This is a genomic window from Bacillus sp. L381, from assembly GCF_030284525.1.
In the GTDB taxonomy this organism is placed as follows: domain Bacteria; phylum Bacillota; class Bacilli; order Bacillales; family Bacillaceae; genus Bacillus; species Bacillus amyloliquefaciens.
This window is the reverse complement of record NZ_CP127224.1, coordinates 962,681-979,212: the sequence shown is the minus strand read 5'-3', so window position 1 is coordinate 979,212 and position 16,532 is coordinate 962,681. Positions and strand designations below refer to the sequence as shown.

The 16,532-nt window shown below is 47.2% G+C and carries 16 protein-coding genes; 9 read left to right on the top strand and 7 right to left on the bottom strand.

From position 1 onward, the window contains the following. The first annotated feature begins 152 nt into the window (after nucleotides 1-152). Genes QRX25_RS04860 through QRX25_RS04850 form a run of 3 tightly spaced genes read left to right on the top strand, consistent with a single transcriptional unit; the run spans nucleotide 153 to nucleotide 2,253 of the window. Entirely contained in the window at nucleotides 153-488 is a 336-nt protein-coding gene (locus QRX25_RS04860) for a hypothetical protein (RefSeq protein ID WP_065981071.1), read from the top strand. 45 nt (nucleotides 489-533) lie between these two features. After that, nucleotides 534-1,031: a cation:proton antiporter regulatory subunit gene (locus tag QRX25_RS04855; protein WP_014469990.1), complete on the top strand. Its 498-nt coding sequence runs from the start codon at nucleotides 534-536 to the stop codon at nucleotides 1,029-1,031. A gap of 7 nt (nucleotides 1,032-1,038) precedes the next feature. Continuing rightward, entirely contained in the window at nucleotides 1,039-2,253 is a 1,215-nt protein-coding gene (locus tag QRX25_RS04850; protein WP_065981070.1) for a cation:proton antiporter, read from the top strand. Nucleotides 2,254-2,277: 24 nt separating this feature from the next. Here the strand turns inward: QRX25_RS04850 and QRX25_RS04845 are convergent, their stop codons facing one another. The 5 genes from QRX25_RS04845 to QRX25_RS04825 form a co-directional block, all read right to left on the bottom strand. After that, on the bottom strand, nucleotides 2,278-3,567 hold the full coding sequence (locus QRX25_RS04845; RefSeq protein WP_065981069.1) for a lysine N(6)-hydroxylase/L-ornithine N(5)-oxygenase family protein: 1,290 nt from the start codon (nucleotides 3,565-3,567) through the stop codon (nucleotides 2,278-2,280). Between the two features lie 101 nt (nucleotides 3,568-3,668). Next, nucleotides 3,669-5,171 carry a coproporphyrinogen III oxidase gene (locus QRX25_RS04840; protein ID WP_065981068.1) on the bottom strand — a complete coding sequence of 501 codons (1,503 nt, stop codon included), beginning with the start codon at nucleotides 5,169-5,171 and terminating at the stop codon, nucleotides 3,669-3,671. 112 nt (nucleotides 5,172-5,283) lie between these two features. After that, the gene (locus QRX25_RS04835) at nucleotides 5,284-6,150 is read right to left on the bottom strand and encodes a Cof-type HAD-IIB family hydrolase (RefSeq protein ID WP_014469988.1); all 867 of its coding nucleotides are present in this window, start codon (nucleotides 6,148-6,150) and stop codon (nucleotides 5,284-5,286) included. A 505-nt stretch (nucleotides 6,151-6,655) separates the two neighbouring features. Next, nucleotides 6,656-7,006 carry a YlbF/YmcA family competence regulator gene (locus QRX25_RS04830; RefSeq protein ID WP_014469986.1) on the bottom strand — a complete coding sequence of 117 codons (351 nt, stop codon included), beginning with the start codon at nucleotides 7,004-7,006 and terminating at the stop codon, nucleotides 6,656-6,658. An 85-nt stretch (nucleotides 7,007-7,091) separates the two neighbouring features. Then, nucleotides 7,092-8,225: a DUF445 domain-containing protein gene (locus QRX25_RS04825; RefSeq protein ID WP_065981066.1), complete on the bottom strand. Its 1,134-nt coding sequence runs from the start codon at nucleotides 8,223-8,225 to the stop codon at nucleotides 7,092-7,094. A gap of 239 nt (nucleotides 8,226-8,464) precedes the next feature. Between QRX25_RS04825 and QRX25_RS04820 the strand changes: the two genes are divergently transcribed. The 6 genes from QRX25_RS04820 (at nucleotide 8,465) to QRX25_RS04795 (ending at nucleotide 12,508) form a co-directional block, all read left to right on the top strand. Then, on the top strand, nucleotides 8,465-9,556 hold the full coding sequence (locus QRX25_RS04820; RefSeq protein ID WP_065981065.1) for a YheC/YheD family endospore coat-associated protein: 1,092 nt from the start codon (nucleotides 8,465-8,467) through the stop codon (nucleotides 9,554-9,556). Beyond that, the gene (locus QRX25_RS04815) at nucleotides 9,546-10,904 is read left to right on the top strand and encodes a YheC/YheD family endospore coat-associated protein (protein ID WP_065981064.1); all 1,359 of its coding nucleotides are present in this window, start codon (nucleotides 9,546-9,548) and stop codon (nucleotides 10,902-10,904) included. The genes QRX25_RS04820 and QRX25_RS04815 overlap by 11 nt, the downstream gene beginning before the upstream one ends. Before the next feature lie 82 nt (nucleotides 10,905-10,986). Continuing rightward, the gene (locus tag QRX25_RS04810) at nucleotides 10,987-11,202 is read left to right on the top strand and encodes a YheE family protein (RefSeq protein WP_012117190.1); all 216 of its coding nucleotides are present in this window, start codon (nucleotides 10,987-10,989) and stop codon (nucleotides 11,200-11,202) included. Between the two features lie 223 nt (nucleotides 11,203-11,425). Beyond that, a complete protein-coding gene (locus QRX25_RS04805; protein WP_016938365.1) occupies nucleotides 11,426-11,632 on the top strand; it encodes an alpha/beta-type small acid-soluble spore protein in 207 nt (68 codons plus the stop codon). 101 nt (nucleotides 11,633-11,733) lie between these two features. Next, entirely contained in the window at nucleotides 11,734-11,859 is a 126-nt protein-coding gene (locus QRX25_RS04800) for a hypothetical protein (protein ID WP_014469983.1), read from the top strand. Between the two features lie 28 nt (nucleotides 11,860-11,887). Continuing rightward, nucleotides 11,888-12,508, top strand: coding sequence for an NAD(P)-dependent oxidoreductase (locus tag QRX25_RS04795; RefSeq protein ID WP_115997902.1), 621 nt, complete (start codon nucleotides 11,888-11,890; stop codon nucleotides 12,506-12,508). 37 nt (nucleotides 12,509-12,545) lie between these two features. On the opposite strand, the gene bmrD is transcribed toward QRX25_RS04795, so the two are convergent. After that, the gene (gene bmrD / locus QRX25_RS04790; RefSeq protein WP_212100831.1) at nucleotides 12,546-14,567 is read right to left on the bottom strand and encodes a multidrug resistance ABC transporter ATP-binding protein/permease BmrD; all 2,022 of its coding nucleotides are present in this window, start codon (nucleotides 14,565-14,567) and stop codon (nucleotides 12,546-12,548) included. Further along, nucleotides 14,564-16,321, bottom strand: coding sequence for a multidrug ABC transporter ATP-binding protein BmrC (bmrC, locus tag QRX25_RS04785; RefSeq protein WP_115997900.1), 1,758 nt, complete (start codon nucleotides 16,319-16,321; stop codon nucleotides 14,564-14,566). Before bmrC ends, bmrD begins: the two co-directional genes overlap by 4 nt. Between the last annotated feature and the right edge of the window lie 211 nt (nucleotides 16,322-16,532).

Here is a 16,532-nt window from a genome sequence, read left to right as displayed (position 1 = left end):
TTTGTTCAAATAATATATTCCTTCCGCCGAAGCGAAACTCCTTTATTTTTCAAGGTCAACAGATACCGAAAAATGCATATCATTTGAAACTGAACATACATTTTTATATAGTTAAATTGACATACAAGACAAAAAGGGGGGGAACGCCGATAATGAAATATGTGATACTCAGCTTTTTACTGAGCTTTTTTATGGTGCTGTTCCCCCCTTCGGATGTCGCCCTTCCTTCCCAATTGGTGACAGAGACAGACAGCCACGTTCAAATTTCGGTTTACCCGCAGGAGACGGACTCGGCAAAAACGCCGGCTCATACCAAAACCGCTCCGTATGGCCTGTCTAAAGGATACGACACATTATCCCGGATGGTCACCCTGCTGTCTGTCAAACCTCTTGATCAATTTATTGATTCCACACTGGAAAGGACGTGCGCCATTCCGATACAATACCAGTCAAATTACCTCCGGCATCAGACAATCTCTCAATGCTAGTCTGTATTTACGGTTTAAAAACAGTATATTCCGGAGGGATTTTTAATGAATATTAAAGAAAACGATCTGCCCGGCATCGGGAAAAAATTCGAAATCGAAACAAGAAACCATGAAAAAATGACGATCATTATTCATGATGACGGCAGGCGGGAAATTTACAGATTTGATGACCGCGACCCTGATGAGCTTCTGGCAAGCATTTCACTTGATGATGCGGAAGCCAGGCAGATTGCCGCGATTATCGGCGGGATGGTGTACAAACCGCAGGCGCTCGAATCAATTGAAATGGCGTTCAGCGATCTGATAATCGAATGGTTTAAAGTTGAAAAAGGAGCAAAAGCGGCCGGGCGGACGCTCGGCGAACTGGATGTGCGCCAGAACTATGATGTGACGGTGATCGCCATTATTAAGCATAACCAGAAAAAGTTTTTAAACCCGGGCGCTGATTCACTCCTTGAAGCAAACGATACACTCGTTCTATCAGGCGAAAGAAAGCACCTGAAGAAACTGATCCAAGACTTCCTCTCCAGAGACGGAGTGTGATCTGTTTATGGACCATCTCGTATTTGAAGTCGGTACGGCGCTAGTTCTTGTGGCCATTGCGAGTGTCATCGCCAATAAAATTAAATTTTCGATCATTCCCTTCCTGATCATTTTAGGGATGCTTGTCGGGCCGCACGCCCCCCAAGCGGGCATCATTGACCTGACGTTTATCGAAAGCCGGGAAGTGATTGAATTCTTCGGACGGATGGGCGTCCTGTTCCTCCTCTTTTACCTCGGACTTGAATTCTCGGTCGGAAAATTAGTGAAATCCGGACGCTCCATCGCCGCCGGGGGAACGATTTATATTCTGATTAATTTCAGTTTAGGACTGATATACGGCTTTATCACGGGCTTTTCCTTTTTGGAAGTGCTTGTATTGGCCGGTGTCATCACGATATCATCAAGCGCCATTGTCGCAAAGGTGCTTGTCGACTTAAAACGCACGGCCAATCCGGAAACGGAGCTGATTCTCGGCATCATTATGTTTGAGGATATCTTTCTGGCGGTTTACTTATCCGTCGTTTCCGGACTTGTACTTGGAGACGCCACGTCTGTCGGGAGCGCGCTGCTGTCAATCGTGATCGCTTTCGGATACATGCTGCTGTTTTTCATTGCCGCGAGAAAATTGCCGCCTCTTCTGAACAAACTGCTTGATATCCGTTCAAACGAGGTATTTGTCATCGTCATTTTCGCCGCGCTCTTTTTCATCTCCGGCTTTTCTGAAACGATTCATGTCGCTGAAGCGATCGGCGCACTCTTGCTCGGGCTCGTGTTTTCGGAGACGGCCCATTCTGACAGGATTGAGCACCTTGTCGTGCCGTTCCGTGACTTTTTCGGAGCCATGTTTTTCTTCAGTTTCGGTCTGAGCATTGACCCGTTTTCACTGGGAGATGCGGTATGGCTCGCCCTAGGCGCCGTTCTGCTGACGATTGCGGGAAACTTTATCGCCGGCATGATTGCCGGGCGCCGGGCGGGGCTTTCTCATAAAGCATCGTCTAACATCGGGCTGACCATCGTCTCCCGGGGCGAATTCTCCATCATCGTCGCAAATCTCGGCATCGCCGGCGGCCTGTCCGCTTCACTCAAGCCGTTCGCCGCCTTATATGTGTTGATACTGGCCATTCTCGGCCCTTTGCTCACGAAAGAATCGAAGCGGATATATCTCCTGTTGAACAGTGTTTTCAAATGGAAAAAGCCTGAAAAGAAGCTGCAGAAATCATAAAAAAACTGACCTCTTTCTAAGAGGTCAGTTTTTTCGCGCGGGAAGAAATTGCTGAAAAGCCGTTTTTTTGTTAATGGAGAAATGCTCTTTTCCCAGAATAGTATTGATGATTTTTTGGTTTCTGTAAACGGACAGCTTCAAATTCGTAGCGCCCGTTCCGTGGGCATGATCAAGATTCGTTAAAGTGAAAAAATGATGCCGCCTATCGTCCTTAAAAACAAGACGGGAATCTGCCGTCACTTTAAACCGTTTCTCATCCTCCCATTCGATATCGGGAGAAATTGCCGTAAACCATTCCGGAATATGAGGTTTAAAGCCGGTCGCCAAAATCACTTTTTCTGAATCGGCCGTAAAGCTTTCATCCATCTGCCATTGATGAAAACTCAGTACACAGCGCCCGTTTTGCTTTTCAATTTTTTCAAGCTCCGCCATCGGCTGAATATATACATCAGGGGAACCTCCGCTGATCGACCTGTGATACAGGGCGTCGTAAATGGCAGCAAGTGTGTCAGAATCAATGCCGTGACGCAGTCCGTCCAGCTCCGGCAGCGTGTTCAGCCGTTCTTGAAAAGGCAGGCGGTTAAAATATTCCACATAATCGGGTGTAAACATTTCCTGCCCGAGCTTGGCGGTTTCTAATTCTCGAAATCCGGCGGAACGTGTCACCCATTGCAGCCGGCAGCGGCGGTATTGTTCATCTTGCAATAAATCAGAAAAAATCTCCGCTGCGCTCTGTCCGGAGCCGACTACTGTAATTGATTCGGCGCCGGCGAGCTCATCTTTCCGAAACAAATATTCCGTGCTGACCATCGTGTCCTGACGTGCTTCGTCATCAATCTCTGCGGGAATAAGCGGCTCAGAACCCGTTCCCATGACGAAATGCTTCGTTTGATAGACACTGATACTGCCGTCCTCGATGTTCTTGACGCTGACATCATAATGCCCGCCGGCATTTTTCACGTCAATCACCTCTGAGCCGAAACGGCATGATTTGATTTCTGAAGCTGCCCAGCTTAAATAGTCATTAAACTCACGTCTTGGAATATCAAATTCATTAAACGTGTAAAACCGGTACAGCCGGTCATGCTCATGGAGAAAATTTAAAAACGTGTAGCGGCTTTTCGGATCAGCAAGCGTGACCAGATCCGCCAGAAACGCCACCTGTAAATCCGTTCCTTTAATTAACAGGCCCGGATGCCACGCAAATTCTTTCTTTTTATCGAAAAAAAGAGCGCTTGTTTCGGGTATATCCTCTAACAATGCGGCAAGGCCTAAATTAAACGGCCCGATTCCCGCTCCTATGACATCATACATATTGTACACCTCTTGCAAATAGCAGTCTGAATGGTCTTTTCCCGTTTTGACAGACGGATAAACATAAAAAAAACGGCACGCTGATTCCGTGCCGTTTTTTATTATAATGCAGATTTGACAAACATCTCATCTAAGTATTTTATTTTCTCTTCTGTATAATGCTCGAATCGGTCATTATATGATTTCGGGTCTTTCGGATTGGCGAAGTGCGTGATTTTTCCGGTTTCCGGATGAATGAATTTGCTTGCCGCGCCGCAGCCGATACCGATAATCGTCTGCACCTCTTCCATAATCATAATGTTGTAGATGCTTTCCTGACCCGGGAAGGAGTAGCCGACATTTTCAAGGTTTCCGAGAATATTTTTCTGCCGGTATAAGTAGTACGGCGTATAGCCGTGCTCTTTTGTCCAGCGCACGGCGTCATCCATCATGCGGGACACTTCCTGCCTGTCGGCAACCTTATACTTATGCTTGTTTCTCGTCATTTCTGACGCCCGTTTAAAAGAAAGCGTATGAACGGTCAAAGATTCAGGCATCAGCTTTTCCGTTTCATCAAGACTGTGCCTGAACTCTGCCGTCCCTTCTCCCGGCAGGCCGATAATCAAGTCCATGTTGATGTTATTCATGCCGTGTTTGCGGGAAAGATGGTATTTTTCGATCGTTTCTTCAACTGTATGGTGTCTGCCGATGGCCTTAAGCGTTTCGTTTTCATAAGATTGCGGGTTGATGCTGATTCTGTCAATCTTATACTTATTTAAAACGGCAAGCTTTTCCTCCGTAATCGTGTCGGGTCGTCCCGCTTCAACGGTAATTTCCCTGATATTCTCTACATTCGGGAAAGAACGGACCATTTCTTCATATAAAAGGTCCATTTCCTCAGCTGTAATGCTTGTCGGCGTACCGCCGCCGAAATAAATGGTCGTCACTTTGATATCATGCTGTTTCAGCCATTCTCCGATTTTCTGCATTTCATAGTGAAGCCCCCATAAAAAGGAGCTGACTCTGCCTGCCTGCCCTTGGATGGCGTAAGCCGGAAACGTGCAGTAGGCGCATTTCGTCGGGCAGAACGGGATGCCAATATATATGCTGACTTCATCTTTGACCCGATACAGATCGGGAACCGCGGCGAGCTGGCGGTCGACAATTTCCTGCATCAGATTGATTTTTTCATCATGTATCAGATAATCTTTTTTCAGATCGGCGTGCGCTTCTTCTTTTGTCAGGCCGCTTTGCAGCTTTTTATGAAGGAGCTTAGTAGGCCTGATGCCGGTTAAGATTCCCCATTTTTGTGTCATGCCTGTATGTGACTGGAGAAGGTTTAGATATACGTATGACAGCGTATTTTTCACCTGTTTAAATACTTCTTTTTCGCTCCAGCCGGCAAGAAGCGGTTTCGTGTGATGTTCCTTTTCACCGGTTCCTTTGATTTCTCCCGATACTGACACGCTGTCTGCATCTTGAGAAATGGCAAGTGAAATGACGAGATCAGAAGGTTCCTCCGTTTCGCCGTACGCAAGAACACACTCTTCAAAAAATAAATTCGCGATATTCTGCAGCGGACGATGCAGCCTGTCATCCGTTATGCCGTCTATTTTTATTTGCAATGTGATCACCTTATTTTTCAGATTCAAAACTTTCTTTAGTGTACAGAAAGAACAGGCTAAAATCAATCCGCGAAAAAGCCGCAGACCGGCGTTTCGTGTCTGCGGCTCTTCATTATGACCGTTTCATGTGGAACTTATCGAGGAAGCCTTTGCGGTGCTGCATGCGGAAGTATTCCTTAATCATATAGGCGACTCCCTGTTCATCATTTGATCTTGTCACCCAGTCCGCTTTTCTTTTTAATTCATTGGAGGAATTCCCCATCGCGACACCGAGGCCCGCCAGCTCAATCATCGGCAGATCATCTTCCTGGTGGCCGATGGCGACAACCTCTTCCATTGAAAGCCCAAGTTCAGCGGCGACCATCGAAAGTCCGCTTTCTTTTGACACTCCTTTAGGCACGATGTTCAGTTTTTCTTCATTGACGCGGATCACGTCCACGGCCGGGAATGCTTTCCCTATCGTATCCGTTATGTCAGCCTGCAATCCGTTTTCAGCATGCACCTCAATGACGGGCGCCGAAACCGGCTCATCAAGAAGCAGATCACTTAATGATTCGACAAACTGCACCGGGTAAAAAATCGGGTCAGACGGATGAATGATCGTTTTCCCAACCAGATTGGAGTTCACTTTCTTCTTGTTTCCAATCGAATATTTTTCGTGAAGAAGCCGGATATTGCATTGATAGCTTTCAAGCACCTGAACAATATTAAACGTATGATCTTCTGATATTTTCTTTACAAAAAACGGCTCATCTATTTTTTCGGAAATGTAGGCGCCGCTGTGGGTAACCAATTTTGCATTCAGCTTTAATATTTTCGCTACTTTTTGAGCGGAGCGAAAGTGGCGGTTTGTGACCAGTGTGACGTAAATTCCCTTTTTCTTGACGTATTCGATGGCATCCTTTGTCGTCTGATGCAGTTTGCCGTTGGAGCGAAGAAGCGCTCCGTCTATATTTAACGCCAGCATTTGTTTTGACACAGAGAAGTCCCCCTCCTTGATGACTGTACTTGTCATTAGGATATGACCCTGTCTCTTTGTTTAGAACAACCTTTTCCGAGCAGCAAAAAAGCCTGCCGTCAGCAGACTTTGAACTGTCGTTTTGTTGGGATACGATCGATTTGCTGCCTTCTCCCCAATGTGTACTTCTATTTAAGAAATCTATCAGGAACCCCTTATTTGACCGTTGATGCGCTCGTTTCACTTACTCTCTGTTGCTACCCCTTAACATATCAGGCAGTATAGGCGACCGTATCCTTGGATCATCCTGTAAGTGTAGGCGCTTTCAAGGTTATTATCACACTTTTATTGTCAAAAGACAAGGGTTTTTTTAACTAAAAAAATCAGAAGGGATATCTATGCTGAATGTACGATAAAGCTCAAAAGGAACGGAAACCGCCATCATAAAGCCTTCAGCAAGCAGCATTCCTTGATTTTCAGTTGAATAAAAAAACCCCTCCATATCCGTGATGGAGGGGTCTTGAGCTTATTGCGGGTTTCCGTAAAGCTCTTCAAGAGGTTTCATGATAATTTTGTTTAACTCGCCGATCAGCATGCTCATGCGCTGTTCCGCTTCCATCAGCTGAGAAATCAAATCATGCTGCTGTACGAGAGCAACCGTTTTTTGCGCCTGCTCTACCTCTTCCTGAGTGATTTCTTCACCTGACATCTGTTTTTGCTGCAGCTGCAGCTGTACGTTGCGGAAATTATCAAACATGCGTTTTGCGGATTCATCTGCGTTTACCTGATCATAAAGCCCTCTCAGACGGCTGTATTCATCACTGTTTCGCAAAGCTTTTTCAAGATCATATGCCGCATCATAAAAATTAACTGCCATAGTAACCGCTCCTTTCTTCCTTACAGACATACCACTCCACTATAACAGACTGCGGAGCGACTTTCATCCTCGGCGGATGTTTCCCTTAGAAAAGAATGACAAACAAAGCCTGAATTGCTCCGATCATTCCGCCGAGCAGACCGCCTAAATACGTAATCATCTTAAATTCTCTCTTGGAAATCGACAGCACCATTTCCTCCAGCCGTTCAACCGGAAACTGATCGACCTGCTCTTTGACCACTTCCTCAAGCCGCAGGCGTTTCAGCACATCCTCCAAGTGAGCGGCAATACTGCCAATCGCTGCATCAAGCAGCTTCGGCGCATACGTTCCCGTAATCTCTCCTTCATAACGGGAGATGATGTCACCGAGCCGGCACTCAAAAAAGGGTGCGGTTTGAAGTGCTGCCAGACCCCGTTTTTTCAGGCTGAACAGCAGATCTTTCGCATTCCACTTTTCGTCGGCCTCATAAAGTGTATAGGATTTGAGCTTGCCCCATTCTTGAGAAAGCAGATCAGCCAGAAGCTTTTTCGTTTCCTCATTGCGCAAAAACTTTAACAGCTCAGGCAGCACGCGTTCTGCCAGACTTGAATTGCCGAGGAACATCTGCACCATGCTGCCGAGCATCCCCCTGGCATTCAAAAAGTCGTCAATCATATTGCCGAGTCTGTCTTTTCCTTCTTCACTTTCAAAATAGTCAATGCTCCGCTTCAGGATATAATCAGCGGCCATCGGGACTTTTTCATCCAGCTTTTTCTGCAGCTCATCAGGGAGCCAGTCTTTTATGGCGCGATGCTCATATTTCCGGTACAGTTCCGAAAGCTTTTCATCTGTAAAACGGTCAATCCATGCATCCGTCTTTTCCTGCGGATTCCGGATACCTGCAGCGGCTAAGGCTTCCTGCACCGTCATCTCGGACGCAGTCATTTTTTGCGTGAATTGCTCGGCAAATACAAGCGCCTGGTTTTTAACGGTATCTGATAAAAGCCGCTTTTTTATGCCTTCCGGAGTTAACAGGTGGTTCGTCACCATGAGCCCCATCTGTTTTGCCAATTCGTCCCGTCTTTTCGGGATCAGCCCCGGAGTAAACGGAATCCGTTTCCCGAAGAGGTAATACGGGCGGTACGGACGAAATAACATCTGAATGGCAAGATGATTCGTTACCGCGCCGATCGCGGCTCCGATCACAATCATAAATAGAAACGTTCCTGCTATGCCCATTCCTTTTCTTCTGCCTCCATCTTATGTTCTTTTTTTTCTAGATGATATATCTATTCGTATTATAGAGGCTGGCGTGAATGCGGGCAAATGAAGAACCTGAATTGTTGTTTGTCAGGAATAAGGCAAGATGCTGTTTCGTACTCTTTACAGTAGATCATCTTTTTATGCTGCGCTTGGCATGTTTATTGGATGGAAGGGCCGTTCCATCAGCGGCTTTTGAATAAAGGGGGAGTAACAACATGACAACACTCGGTTTTATGTCCGTATCCCGCCGGCACGAAGAAGATTTCGCCGGTGAATTGGCTGAAAGGGCGCCAGAGTATAATGTGCGCTTTGCCCGCTTTACACCGTTTGATATCTCTCCGGATTCTTTACGCGTGAAAGCGCTCGTGTATCATCCGAAAAGCGGAAAATGGAACGAAACAGAAATTGATATTCCTGAATATATTTACGACCGCTGTTTTTACGGAAAATCCGCTGAGGCCCAAAAAGCCAAACCGATCGTCGAATGGCTGAAAAAATATCCGAAAACGGAATTTATCGGCCGCGGGCTTCCTGATAAATGGACGGTCACGAATGCGCTTCAGCAGCATCATCTGATCAGTCCCTATATTCCTGAAACGGCCAAAGTCAGCCGCTATGAAGAGGTGCAATCATACTTAGCGAAGGAAAAAGCATGTATACTTAAGCCCGCTTTCGGCGCAGGAGGAAGAGGCATCATCCTCCTTAAAACAGGCAAAAAATCAATTTCAGCCACTTACTATATCGGAAAAAATAAACAAACAAAAACGTTTTCCAACCACGTATCTTTTAAGTCCTGGTGCAAAAAAGTGCTGCAGCACCGCTATTTGCTTCAAGCCTACTTAAATATTCAGGATAAAGAACAGCACCCGTGCGACATCCGCATTTTCATGCGCAAAAATGAGTCAGGAGCTTGGGAAGCAGTCGGAAAAGCGGTCAGAAGGGGTTATCAGAACGGTCTTTTATCCCATTTGCCGGGAGGATCCGAACCGCTTAAATTTGACACGTGGTTTGAAGAAATTCCGAAAAAGCAGCAGGCCGTATTATTGGATGATGTCTTTTCGATCACCCAGTCCGTCCCTTATTTCCTTGATGAGCAGTTCGGCCCGCTGTTTGAGCTGGGGCTCGATATTTGTTATGCCAAAGACGGGCGCATCTGGCTTTTGGATGTCAATTCAAAGCCGGGACGGAACGCCATTTTAAGCGTGGCTCCCGAGTCGAAAGAGGATTTGTATACCAGTCCGCTGAAACGCCTCAGAGATCTTCAGGCACAGGAAAGCAAGAAAGGAGCACTTCCGCGTGAATCATAAAGGGATGATTGTCGGCATCGATAAAAAAAGCAAAAACACGCTGTATCTCCCTTTTTCCATGAAACGGGAAGGGATGTTATCCGCTGCCTTCGGGACCAAGGTTGTCAAATGCCGTGTGGCCTTTTCTCAATCACTTGAAAAAAGCGCGCTCCTTTCTGAAGATTTGTTTGAGGAGCTGATGATACCGCATAAAAGCCGGGCTGATTTTCTCATTCACGGCCAGACGGTGCACATCGGACCGCTGATCGGCGTTTTCACAGCCGGTTTTACCTCATCAACGTCGCGCCCGTTAAGAGACCGCACATCCTTCTTTTCCAAGCTGCTCTCCCTGCATGAGCAGGCAAACGGATATTGTTTCGTTTTCGGGGCTCATCAGATCAACTGGGAAGAAGGCACCGTCCAAGCGCTGATTTATAAGGATAACAGCTGGAAACGGGCGCACGTCCCGCTTCCGAATGTCGTATATGACAGGCTCCCGAGCCGAAAAACGGAAGAAGTTCCGCTTTTACAGCAGACAAAACAACGGCTGATGAATGACTATCAGATCCCTTGGTTTAATCCGCAATTCTTTAATAAATGGGACATTCATAAGCTTCTGGAAAAGAACAGCCTCACCGCTTCGCTCCTGCCCAAATCGGTCCTCCATCCGAATGCAGAAGCGATAGAGACGTTATGCGGCACGTTTAACACCGTATATATCAAACCTGCGGACGGCGCTCTCGGAACGGGAATTTACAAGCTGGAAAAAACAGATGCCGGCTTCTCTGTCAAACACACAAATGAGGAAAGAACGGTGTTGACGGCAGACTATTCAGATGCGGCATCCTTCATGAAATCATTTGAAGAAAACAACGACCCGTCCGCTTTTTTAATTCAGCAAGGGATTGATCTGATCCGGCTGGATGGACGTCCCGTCGATTTCAGGGTGCATACGAATAAAAATGCCGAGGGAAAATGGACAGTGACGGCCATCGCAGCAAAAATTTCCGGCAAAAACAGCATTACGACGCATCTGACAAACGGCGGTGAAGTCAGAACGTTAGCTGAATTATACGGCGATCCGAAAGAGAGAGTCGGCATGATCCGGAAGCTTTCGAAAGCCGCCTTGGCGGTCAGCCGTGTGTTAAATGAGCATATAGAAGGTTTTATCGGTGAAATCGGCTTTGACCTCGGCGTTGATGATACAGGAAAAGTTTGGATGTTTGAGGCCAATTCCCGCCCCGGACGCAGCATTTTCTCCCATCCGAAGCTGCGATCTGTCGATTACCTGACAAAACGGAGAAATTTTGAATACGCGTCATATTTATCAGAACGGTCCATTACCGCCCCGGAAAAACTTTGGCGGTGAGGCCGTCTTTTTTTCGTTTACCGGGGACAGGCAAAGAACTATAAGCTACAATGAACAGGATCAACATTTCCCGATAAGGAGCGTGAACGTCATGATTTCGCACTTCAGCTGGAAACCGTTATTCAAAAAAGAGAAACTGCCCGGATGGCGGATTTCGTTTTACTGGCAGGGTACTCATTACGAAGGGATTTACCATAAGTCCGGAGACATTGAATGGGGACACACACATCCGGGGAAAGAAGAGCCGGCTCTCGTAAAAGAGCTGCATGAATTAATGCTTTATCACATCTATGACTGAAAGTTCAAGCTCAGCCGACAAAGGCTGGGCTTTTCTTTTTCCTTCCGCTATTTACCACACCGTTTTCCGAATGAGATGCCGTTTGATTCACCATAATACGTAGTACAAAGCGGCAAACAGCATTGGGTGAAGCCGAGCTGGCAATGGTTTTCATTCCGGAAACCATCAGCTGGTGCAATTCCAGCAAACCCAACCATACTAATTTATAAAGGAGATCATACAAATGGCTAACAACAACTCTTCGAACCAACTATTAGTACCTGGCGCTGCTCAAGCAATCGACCAAATGAAATACGAAATTGCTTCTGAGTTCGGCGTAAACCTTGGCGGAGAAACAACTTCTCGTGCAAACGGTTCTGTCGGAGGAGAAATCACTAAACGTTTAGTATCTTTCGCGCAGCAGCACATGGGCGGACAAGGCGTACAATAACTCAATAAATGGCTTGCAGAAGGCGCGGGATACCGCGTCTTCTTTTATGCCGTCACCCTTTTTTCCTATTCCACATACCCTAGGAAAAAAGGAGGGAAAACATGTCATTCATTGCCTCAGTCAATTGGGAACTGTTTCAGTTCGTAACTGTTTCTTTGGTCAATGAATATGTTGCCCACCATTTCCCCTTTATTCACAGGTATTCTTTTCCCCGCTGCTTTGAATGATATAATGAGCGGCGAGGAGGTTTTTTACATGAAAATCGCTTTACTCGGAGCAACGGGAAGAGTCGGACAGGCTTTTATAAAAGAAGCGCAGACACACGGACACAGTGACATATTCGCTCTTGTCAGATCAGCTGAAACAGCCCTTCCCATTCCTGAAAAACAAATCATAACAGGGAATGCCAGACGGCGGGAAGATGTCGGCCGATTGATTTCCAAAGCGGACACAGTCGTGAACTGTCTCGGCACGGATGGCGACGATACCCTTTCAGCCGCTGTGATCCATATAATAAACAGCATGAAACAGCATCATGTTCATCGTCTGATTACGATCGGCACTGCGGGTATACTTCAATCACGGCTTATGCCTGATAAATACCGTTTTGAATCGCCGGAATCAAAACGAAAATCAGCAAGAGCCGCAAAGGAACACGCCCGCGTATACGAGATGCTTCTGGGAGAGGATGTTGACTGGACGATCATCTGTCCCACCTACCTTCCTGACGGAGATGCCTCCGGCGTTTACCGATTCGAACAGGATGTCCTGCCTGAAGGCGGTTCGCGAATTACCGTCGGAGACACGGCGCATTTTCTGTACCGTGAGCTGATGAATCCGCAGTTTGTCAGAAAACGGGTGGGACTGGCTTACTAATGAAAAAAGGGCGAATCTTTAGATTCACCCTTTCCGGTTACACCGCGGACTGCGCCGTTCCTTTCTGTAATTCATACATTTGATGGTACTGCCCCTTTTGCGCCATTAATTCGTCATGGCTTCCCTTTTCAATGATCCGCCCCTTTTCCAACACGAGAATCTGGTCTGCGTGTCTGATCGTGGAAAGCCGATGGGCGATAATAAATGTTGTGCGCCCTTCTTGAACCACTTGCAGCGCTTTTTGAATGATTGCTTCTGTTTCGGTGTCAATGTGCGCCGTCGCCTCATCCAAAATTAAAATGGCCGGATCGAACGCGAGCGCCCTTGCAAAAGAAATCAGCTGACGCTGCCCTGATGACAGTGTGCCGCCTTTTTCCGTGACGGGCTCCACGATGCCCTTCGGCAAGGATTTCAGAAGGCTTTCGGCGCCGACTTGGCGAAGCGCTTCTTCAGCATGTTCGGGAGAAATACGCTGATCATCAAGGGTGACATTTGAGCCGATCGTGCCCGAGAAAAGGTACGGGTCTTGCAGCACAATGCCCATATGCGACCTCAGCTCTTGCCTCGACATGCCGTAGATGCTTTTGCCGTCCAGCAGGATATCGCCTTTTTGGGCATCGTAAAAACGGAATAGAAGATTCAGGATGGAGCTTTTGCCGGATCCCGTATGGCCGACGAGGGCGACCGTCTCACCTTTTTCAGCTGTAAAGCTGATATGTTTCAGCACCTCTTCTCCCTTTCGATAACCAAAAGAAACATCGCGGAATTCCACAGTCCCTTCCGCCTTTTTGTGTGCGGGAGCGCCTGTTTCTTCCGTTTCCTCTTCCTGTAAAAGTTCAAATACCCTGCCGGCAGAAACACGAGCCAATTCAAGCTTCGAAAATTGGTTGACAATTCCCGTAACAGGCTGAAACAAACGGTTTAAATAATCAACAAACGCATATAAAACGCCGATCGAAACAAATCCTGCGGCACTCAGACTCGCGCCTCCGAAATACCAGATCAATCCGACAAACGCAAGATTGCGAAAAACATTGACAAGACTGTGGGACATGAGGGAATTTAAGGACAGCATTTTGTTCTTGAATCGGAAATGAGCTTCATTCAATTCTTCAAATTCCTTCATCGTTTCCTTCTCACGGCGGAACGCCTGAATAATCGGCATACCTTGAATGGACTCGTTCATTTTCGCATTGATGTCACTGTTAATCGAACGAATTTTTTGATTGAAGACGGATGCGTATTTACGGTACACAACCGACCAGATCATTAAGATCGGAATAATCAGAAGGCAAACGGCGGCCAGCCTGACATCAAGCATAAACAGCGCCGTAAAAATGCCGAGCATGTAGACGCCGCTTGTGATAAACGTAGACAGCACCGTTACATATAAATCTCTGACCGCTTCTGTGTCATTCGTAATGCGGGCCACGACCTTTCCGGCGGGCAGATTATCAAAGTAGCGGATCGGCATTTTCTGAATGTGCGAAAATACATCCTGCCTCATGCGCTGTATAATCCGGTTTGCTCCCATCTGCAGCAGGTAATGCTGGCCGTAATGAAAGCACACGGAAAACATGAGTAGCCCCGCATATATAGCGGTCAAAGTCAGCAGTCCTTTTATTTCCGGCCGGTAAAATTGAAAAATCTCCTGTTTGGATAACGTAACGGCGGGATATGACCTGCTTTCCTTACCGTTTGATATCGTCAGCCGGCCGTCAGACACCGAACGGTTTCCGTCAAAACTGACGGGGCGGTCAACAAAATAGTAGGCCGCACCGACTTGATAAATGTGCACCTCTCCGGTTTTGTCCGCCCCCGGTTTGATCCGGTCTTCCCTGACATAATCATGCCCCCGGAACCTGACGGCGTCCGGATCGTCCGCAGAGGCTTTATACCATATTTTTTCAATGCCGAGAATATGGTCGTCAATCATTTTTTTCCCGATAAACGGGCCGGTCAGCTCAGTGCCGACCGCAATAATGAGCAGAACGACCGCCCATATCAGCAGTTTTTTATATTGAAGCGCGTAATTCCATAATCTTCTTCCGGTCTTCATGCGCTGGTCCCCCCTTCGTCAAGAGAGGACAGCTGCTGCCTCTCATATTGTTCCCGATACCAGCCGTTCTGCGCCAATAGCTCCTGATGTGTGCCTCTTTCAGACACCCGGCTTTCGTCCATGACGAGAATGAGATCTGCGTGTTCAACTGCCGAGAGCCGGTGGGTGGTGATAATCGTTGTTTTATCCCGCCGTTTTTTACGGATGCTGTCAATAATGGCTGCTTCTGTTTTCGCGTCTACGGCGGAAAGCGAATCATCTAATACGAGGATGTGGGGATCTGTCAAAAGCGCTCTCGCAATTGAGATGCGCTGCTTTTGTCCGCCTGAGAGCGCTACGCCCTTCTCGCCGACAAGCGTCTCAAGCCCGTCGGAAAGCATGCCGATATCGTTTTCAAAATGCGAATCTTTCAGCGCGCTGCCGATTTCTTCTTCGCTTGCGTCCTGCCGTCCGTAAAGCAGATTTTCCTTTACCGTCTTTGAAAATAAAATATGATCCTGCGGCACATAGCCGATCCACCCGCGGAGCTGATCAAGCGGAATTTCCTGAATCGGTACGCCTGTGAACGTGATCGCCCCCGCACCGGGCGGATATTCACGCAAAAGCTGCTTAATGATCGTCGTCTTTCCGCTTCCCGTTTTCCCGACGATGCCGAGTGTCTGCCCTTTTTCTACGGAAAAAGATACATCGGAAAGAGCCGGTTCCGCTCCGCTCGGATACGTAAAGGTCACTTGTTCAAAAACAAGACGCCCGGGCTCCTTAATGCCGGCGGGATGCTTAAGCCCGGTCACGTCAGGCTCATAAGAAAGCGTCTCATTGACACGATCCAAGGAGGCATTGCCGCGCTGCATAATATTGATTAATTCTCCGATCGCAAACATCGGCCAGATCATCATTCCGAGATACACGTTAAACGATACCAGCTCTCCCAGCGTCAGCCGGTTTTGAAAAACGAGATAGGCGCCGTAGCCGAGACCGATGAGGTAGCTGAGGCCGACAAGAAGTTTCACAGTCGGCTCAAAGAGTGAATCGATAAACGCCACCTTCATGTTTTTCTCATATACATCCGCCGTCATATCTCCGAATCGGCTGACATCATTTTTTTCCTGCACGAAAGCCCGAATGACCCGGACGCCGGATACCGACTCCAGCACCTTGTCATTTAATGATCCGAAAGCATCCTGCGCTTCCGTAAACCGCTCATGAATCTTTTTTCCGTACAGACTGACCGCAGCCGCCATAATCGGCAGCGGGATAATCGCGGCGAATGTCAGCTTCCAGCTGATGACAAACCCCATCGTCAAAAATATCGTCAGCATATACATCGTCGAATCAACGAGCGTTAAGACCCCGAAGCCCGTCGTCATACTGACGGCCTGCAAATCATTTGTCCCCCGCGCCATTAAATCGCCCGTCCTGTATTTCTCAAAAAACGGCGGTGACATGTGAAGAAGTTTTCCCATCAGCTTTGAACGGAGAATCTTCTCCATGACATTCGCTCCGCCGAAAAGCTGATACATCCAAAAATAAGACAGCAAATAGACGACTGCCGTTAAAGCGAGAAAAACACATATGTAAAACAGCATCCCGCTTTTCGTAAACACGCCCGCCTTCATATCGTCTATCGCGTTACCGAGAAGTTTAGGCGGAAACATTTCAATGACATTCACAATCAATAACAGAACAATCGCCGTCGTATAGCGCAGCCAATAGGCTTTAAAAAACCAAGCCAGCTTTTTTAATACAGTAAACAAATACCGTCATCCCCTTTCATCAGTCAGCCTCCCTCAAGCTTTTCCGGATTGTTGTACATTTTTTTCACTAATACCGCCACATGCATCACACCTGTCTTTCATTCATTTTTTTGTATAAAAAAAGACATGAAGCGTCAGCTCCATGCCTCTTATTATGATAAATAAGGTACAGACCCGCCTTTTATGCGTGACTGCACCGTTTTTAAGCAAA

Excerpts from the sequence above, each read along its gene's own strand:
- QRX25_RS04805 (WP_016938365.1), top strand. The coding sequence starts at position 11,426 with ATGGCTAACAACAACTCTTCGAACCAACTATTAGTACCTGGCGCTGCT.
- QRX25_RS04845 (WP_065981069.1), bottom strand. The coding sequence starts at position 3,567 with ATGTATGATGTCATAGGAGCGGGAATCGGGCCGTTTAATTTAGGCCTT.
- bmrD (WP_212100831.1), bottom strand. The coding sequence starts at position 14,567 with ATGAAGACCGGAAGAAGATTATGGAATTACGCGCTTCAATATAAAAAA.
- QRX25_RS04860 (WP_065981071.1), top strand. The coding sequence starts at position 153 with ATGAAATATGTGATACTCAGCTTTTTACTGAGCTTTTTTATGGTGCTG.
- QRX25_RS04855 (WP_014469990.1), top strand. The coding sequence starts at position 534 with ATGAATATTAAAGAAAACGATCTGCCCGGCATCGGGAAAAAATTCGAA.
- QRX25_RS04795 (WP_115997902.1), top strand. The coding sequence starts at position 11,888 with ATGAAAATCGCTTTACTCGGAGCAACGGGAAGAGTCGGACAGGCTTTT.
- QRX25_RS04820 (WP_065981065.1), top strand. The coding sequence starts at position 8,465 with ATGACAACACTCGGTTTTATGTCCGTATCCCGCCGGCACGAAGAAGAT.
- QRX25_RS04850 (WP_065981070.1), top strand. The coding sequence starts at position 1,039 with ATGGACCATCTCGTATTTGAAGTCGGTACGGCGCTAGTTCTTGTGGCC.
- QRX25_RS04830 (WP_014469986.1), bottom strand. The coding sequence starts at position 7,006 with ATGGCAGTTAATTTTTATGATGCGGCATATGATCTTGAAAAAGCTTTG.
- QRX25_RS04825 (WP_065981066.1), bottom strand. The coding sequence starts at position 8,225 with ATGGGCATAGCAGGAACGTTTCTATTTATGATTGTGATCGGAGCCGCG.
- QRX25_RS04800 (WP_014469983.1), top strand. The coding sequence starts at position 11,734 with ATGTCATTCATTGCCTCAGTCAATTGGGAACTGTTTCAGTTCGTAACT.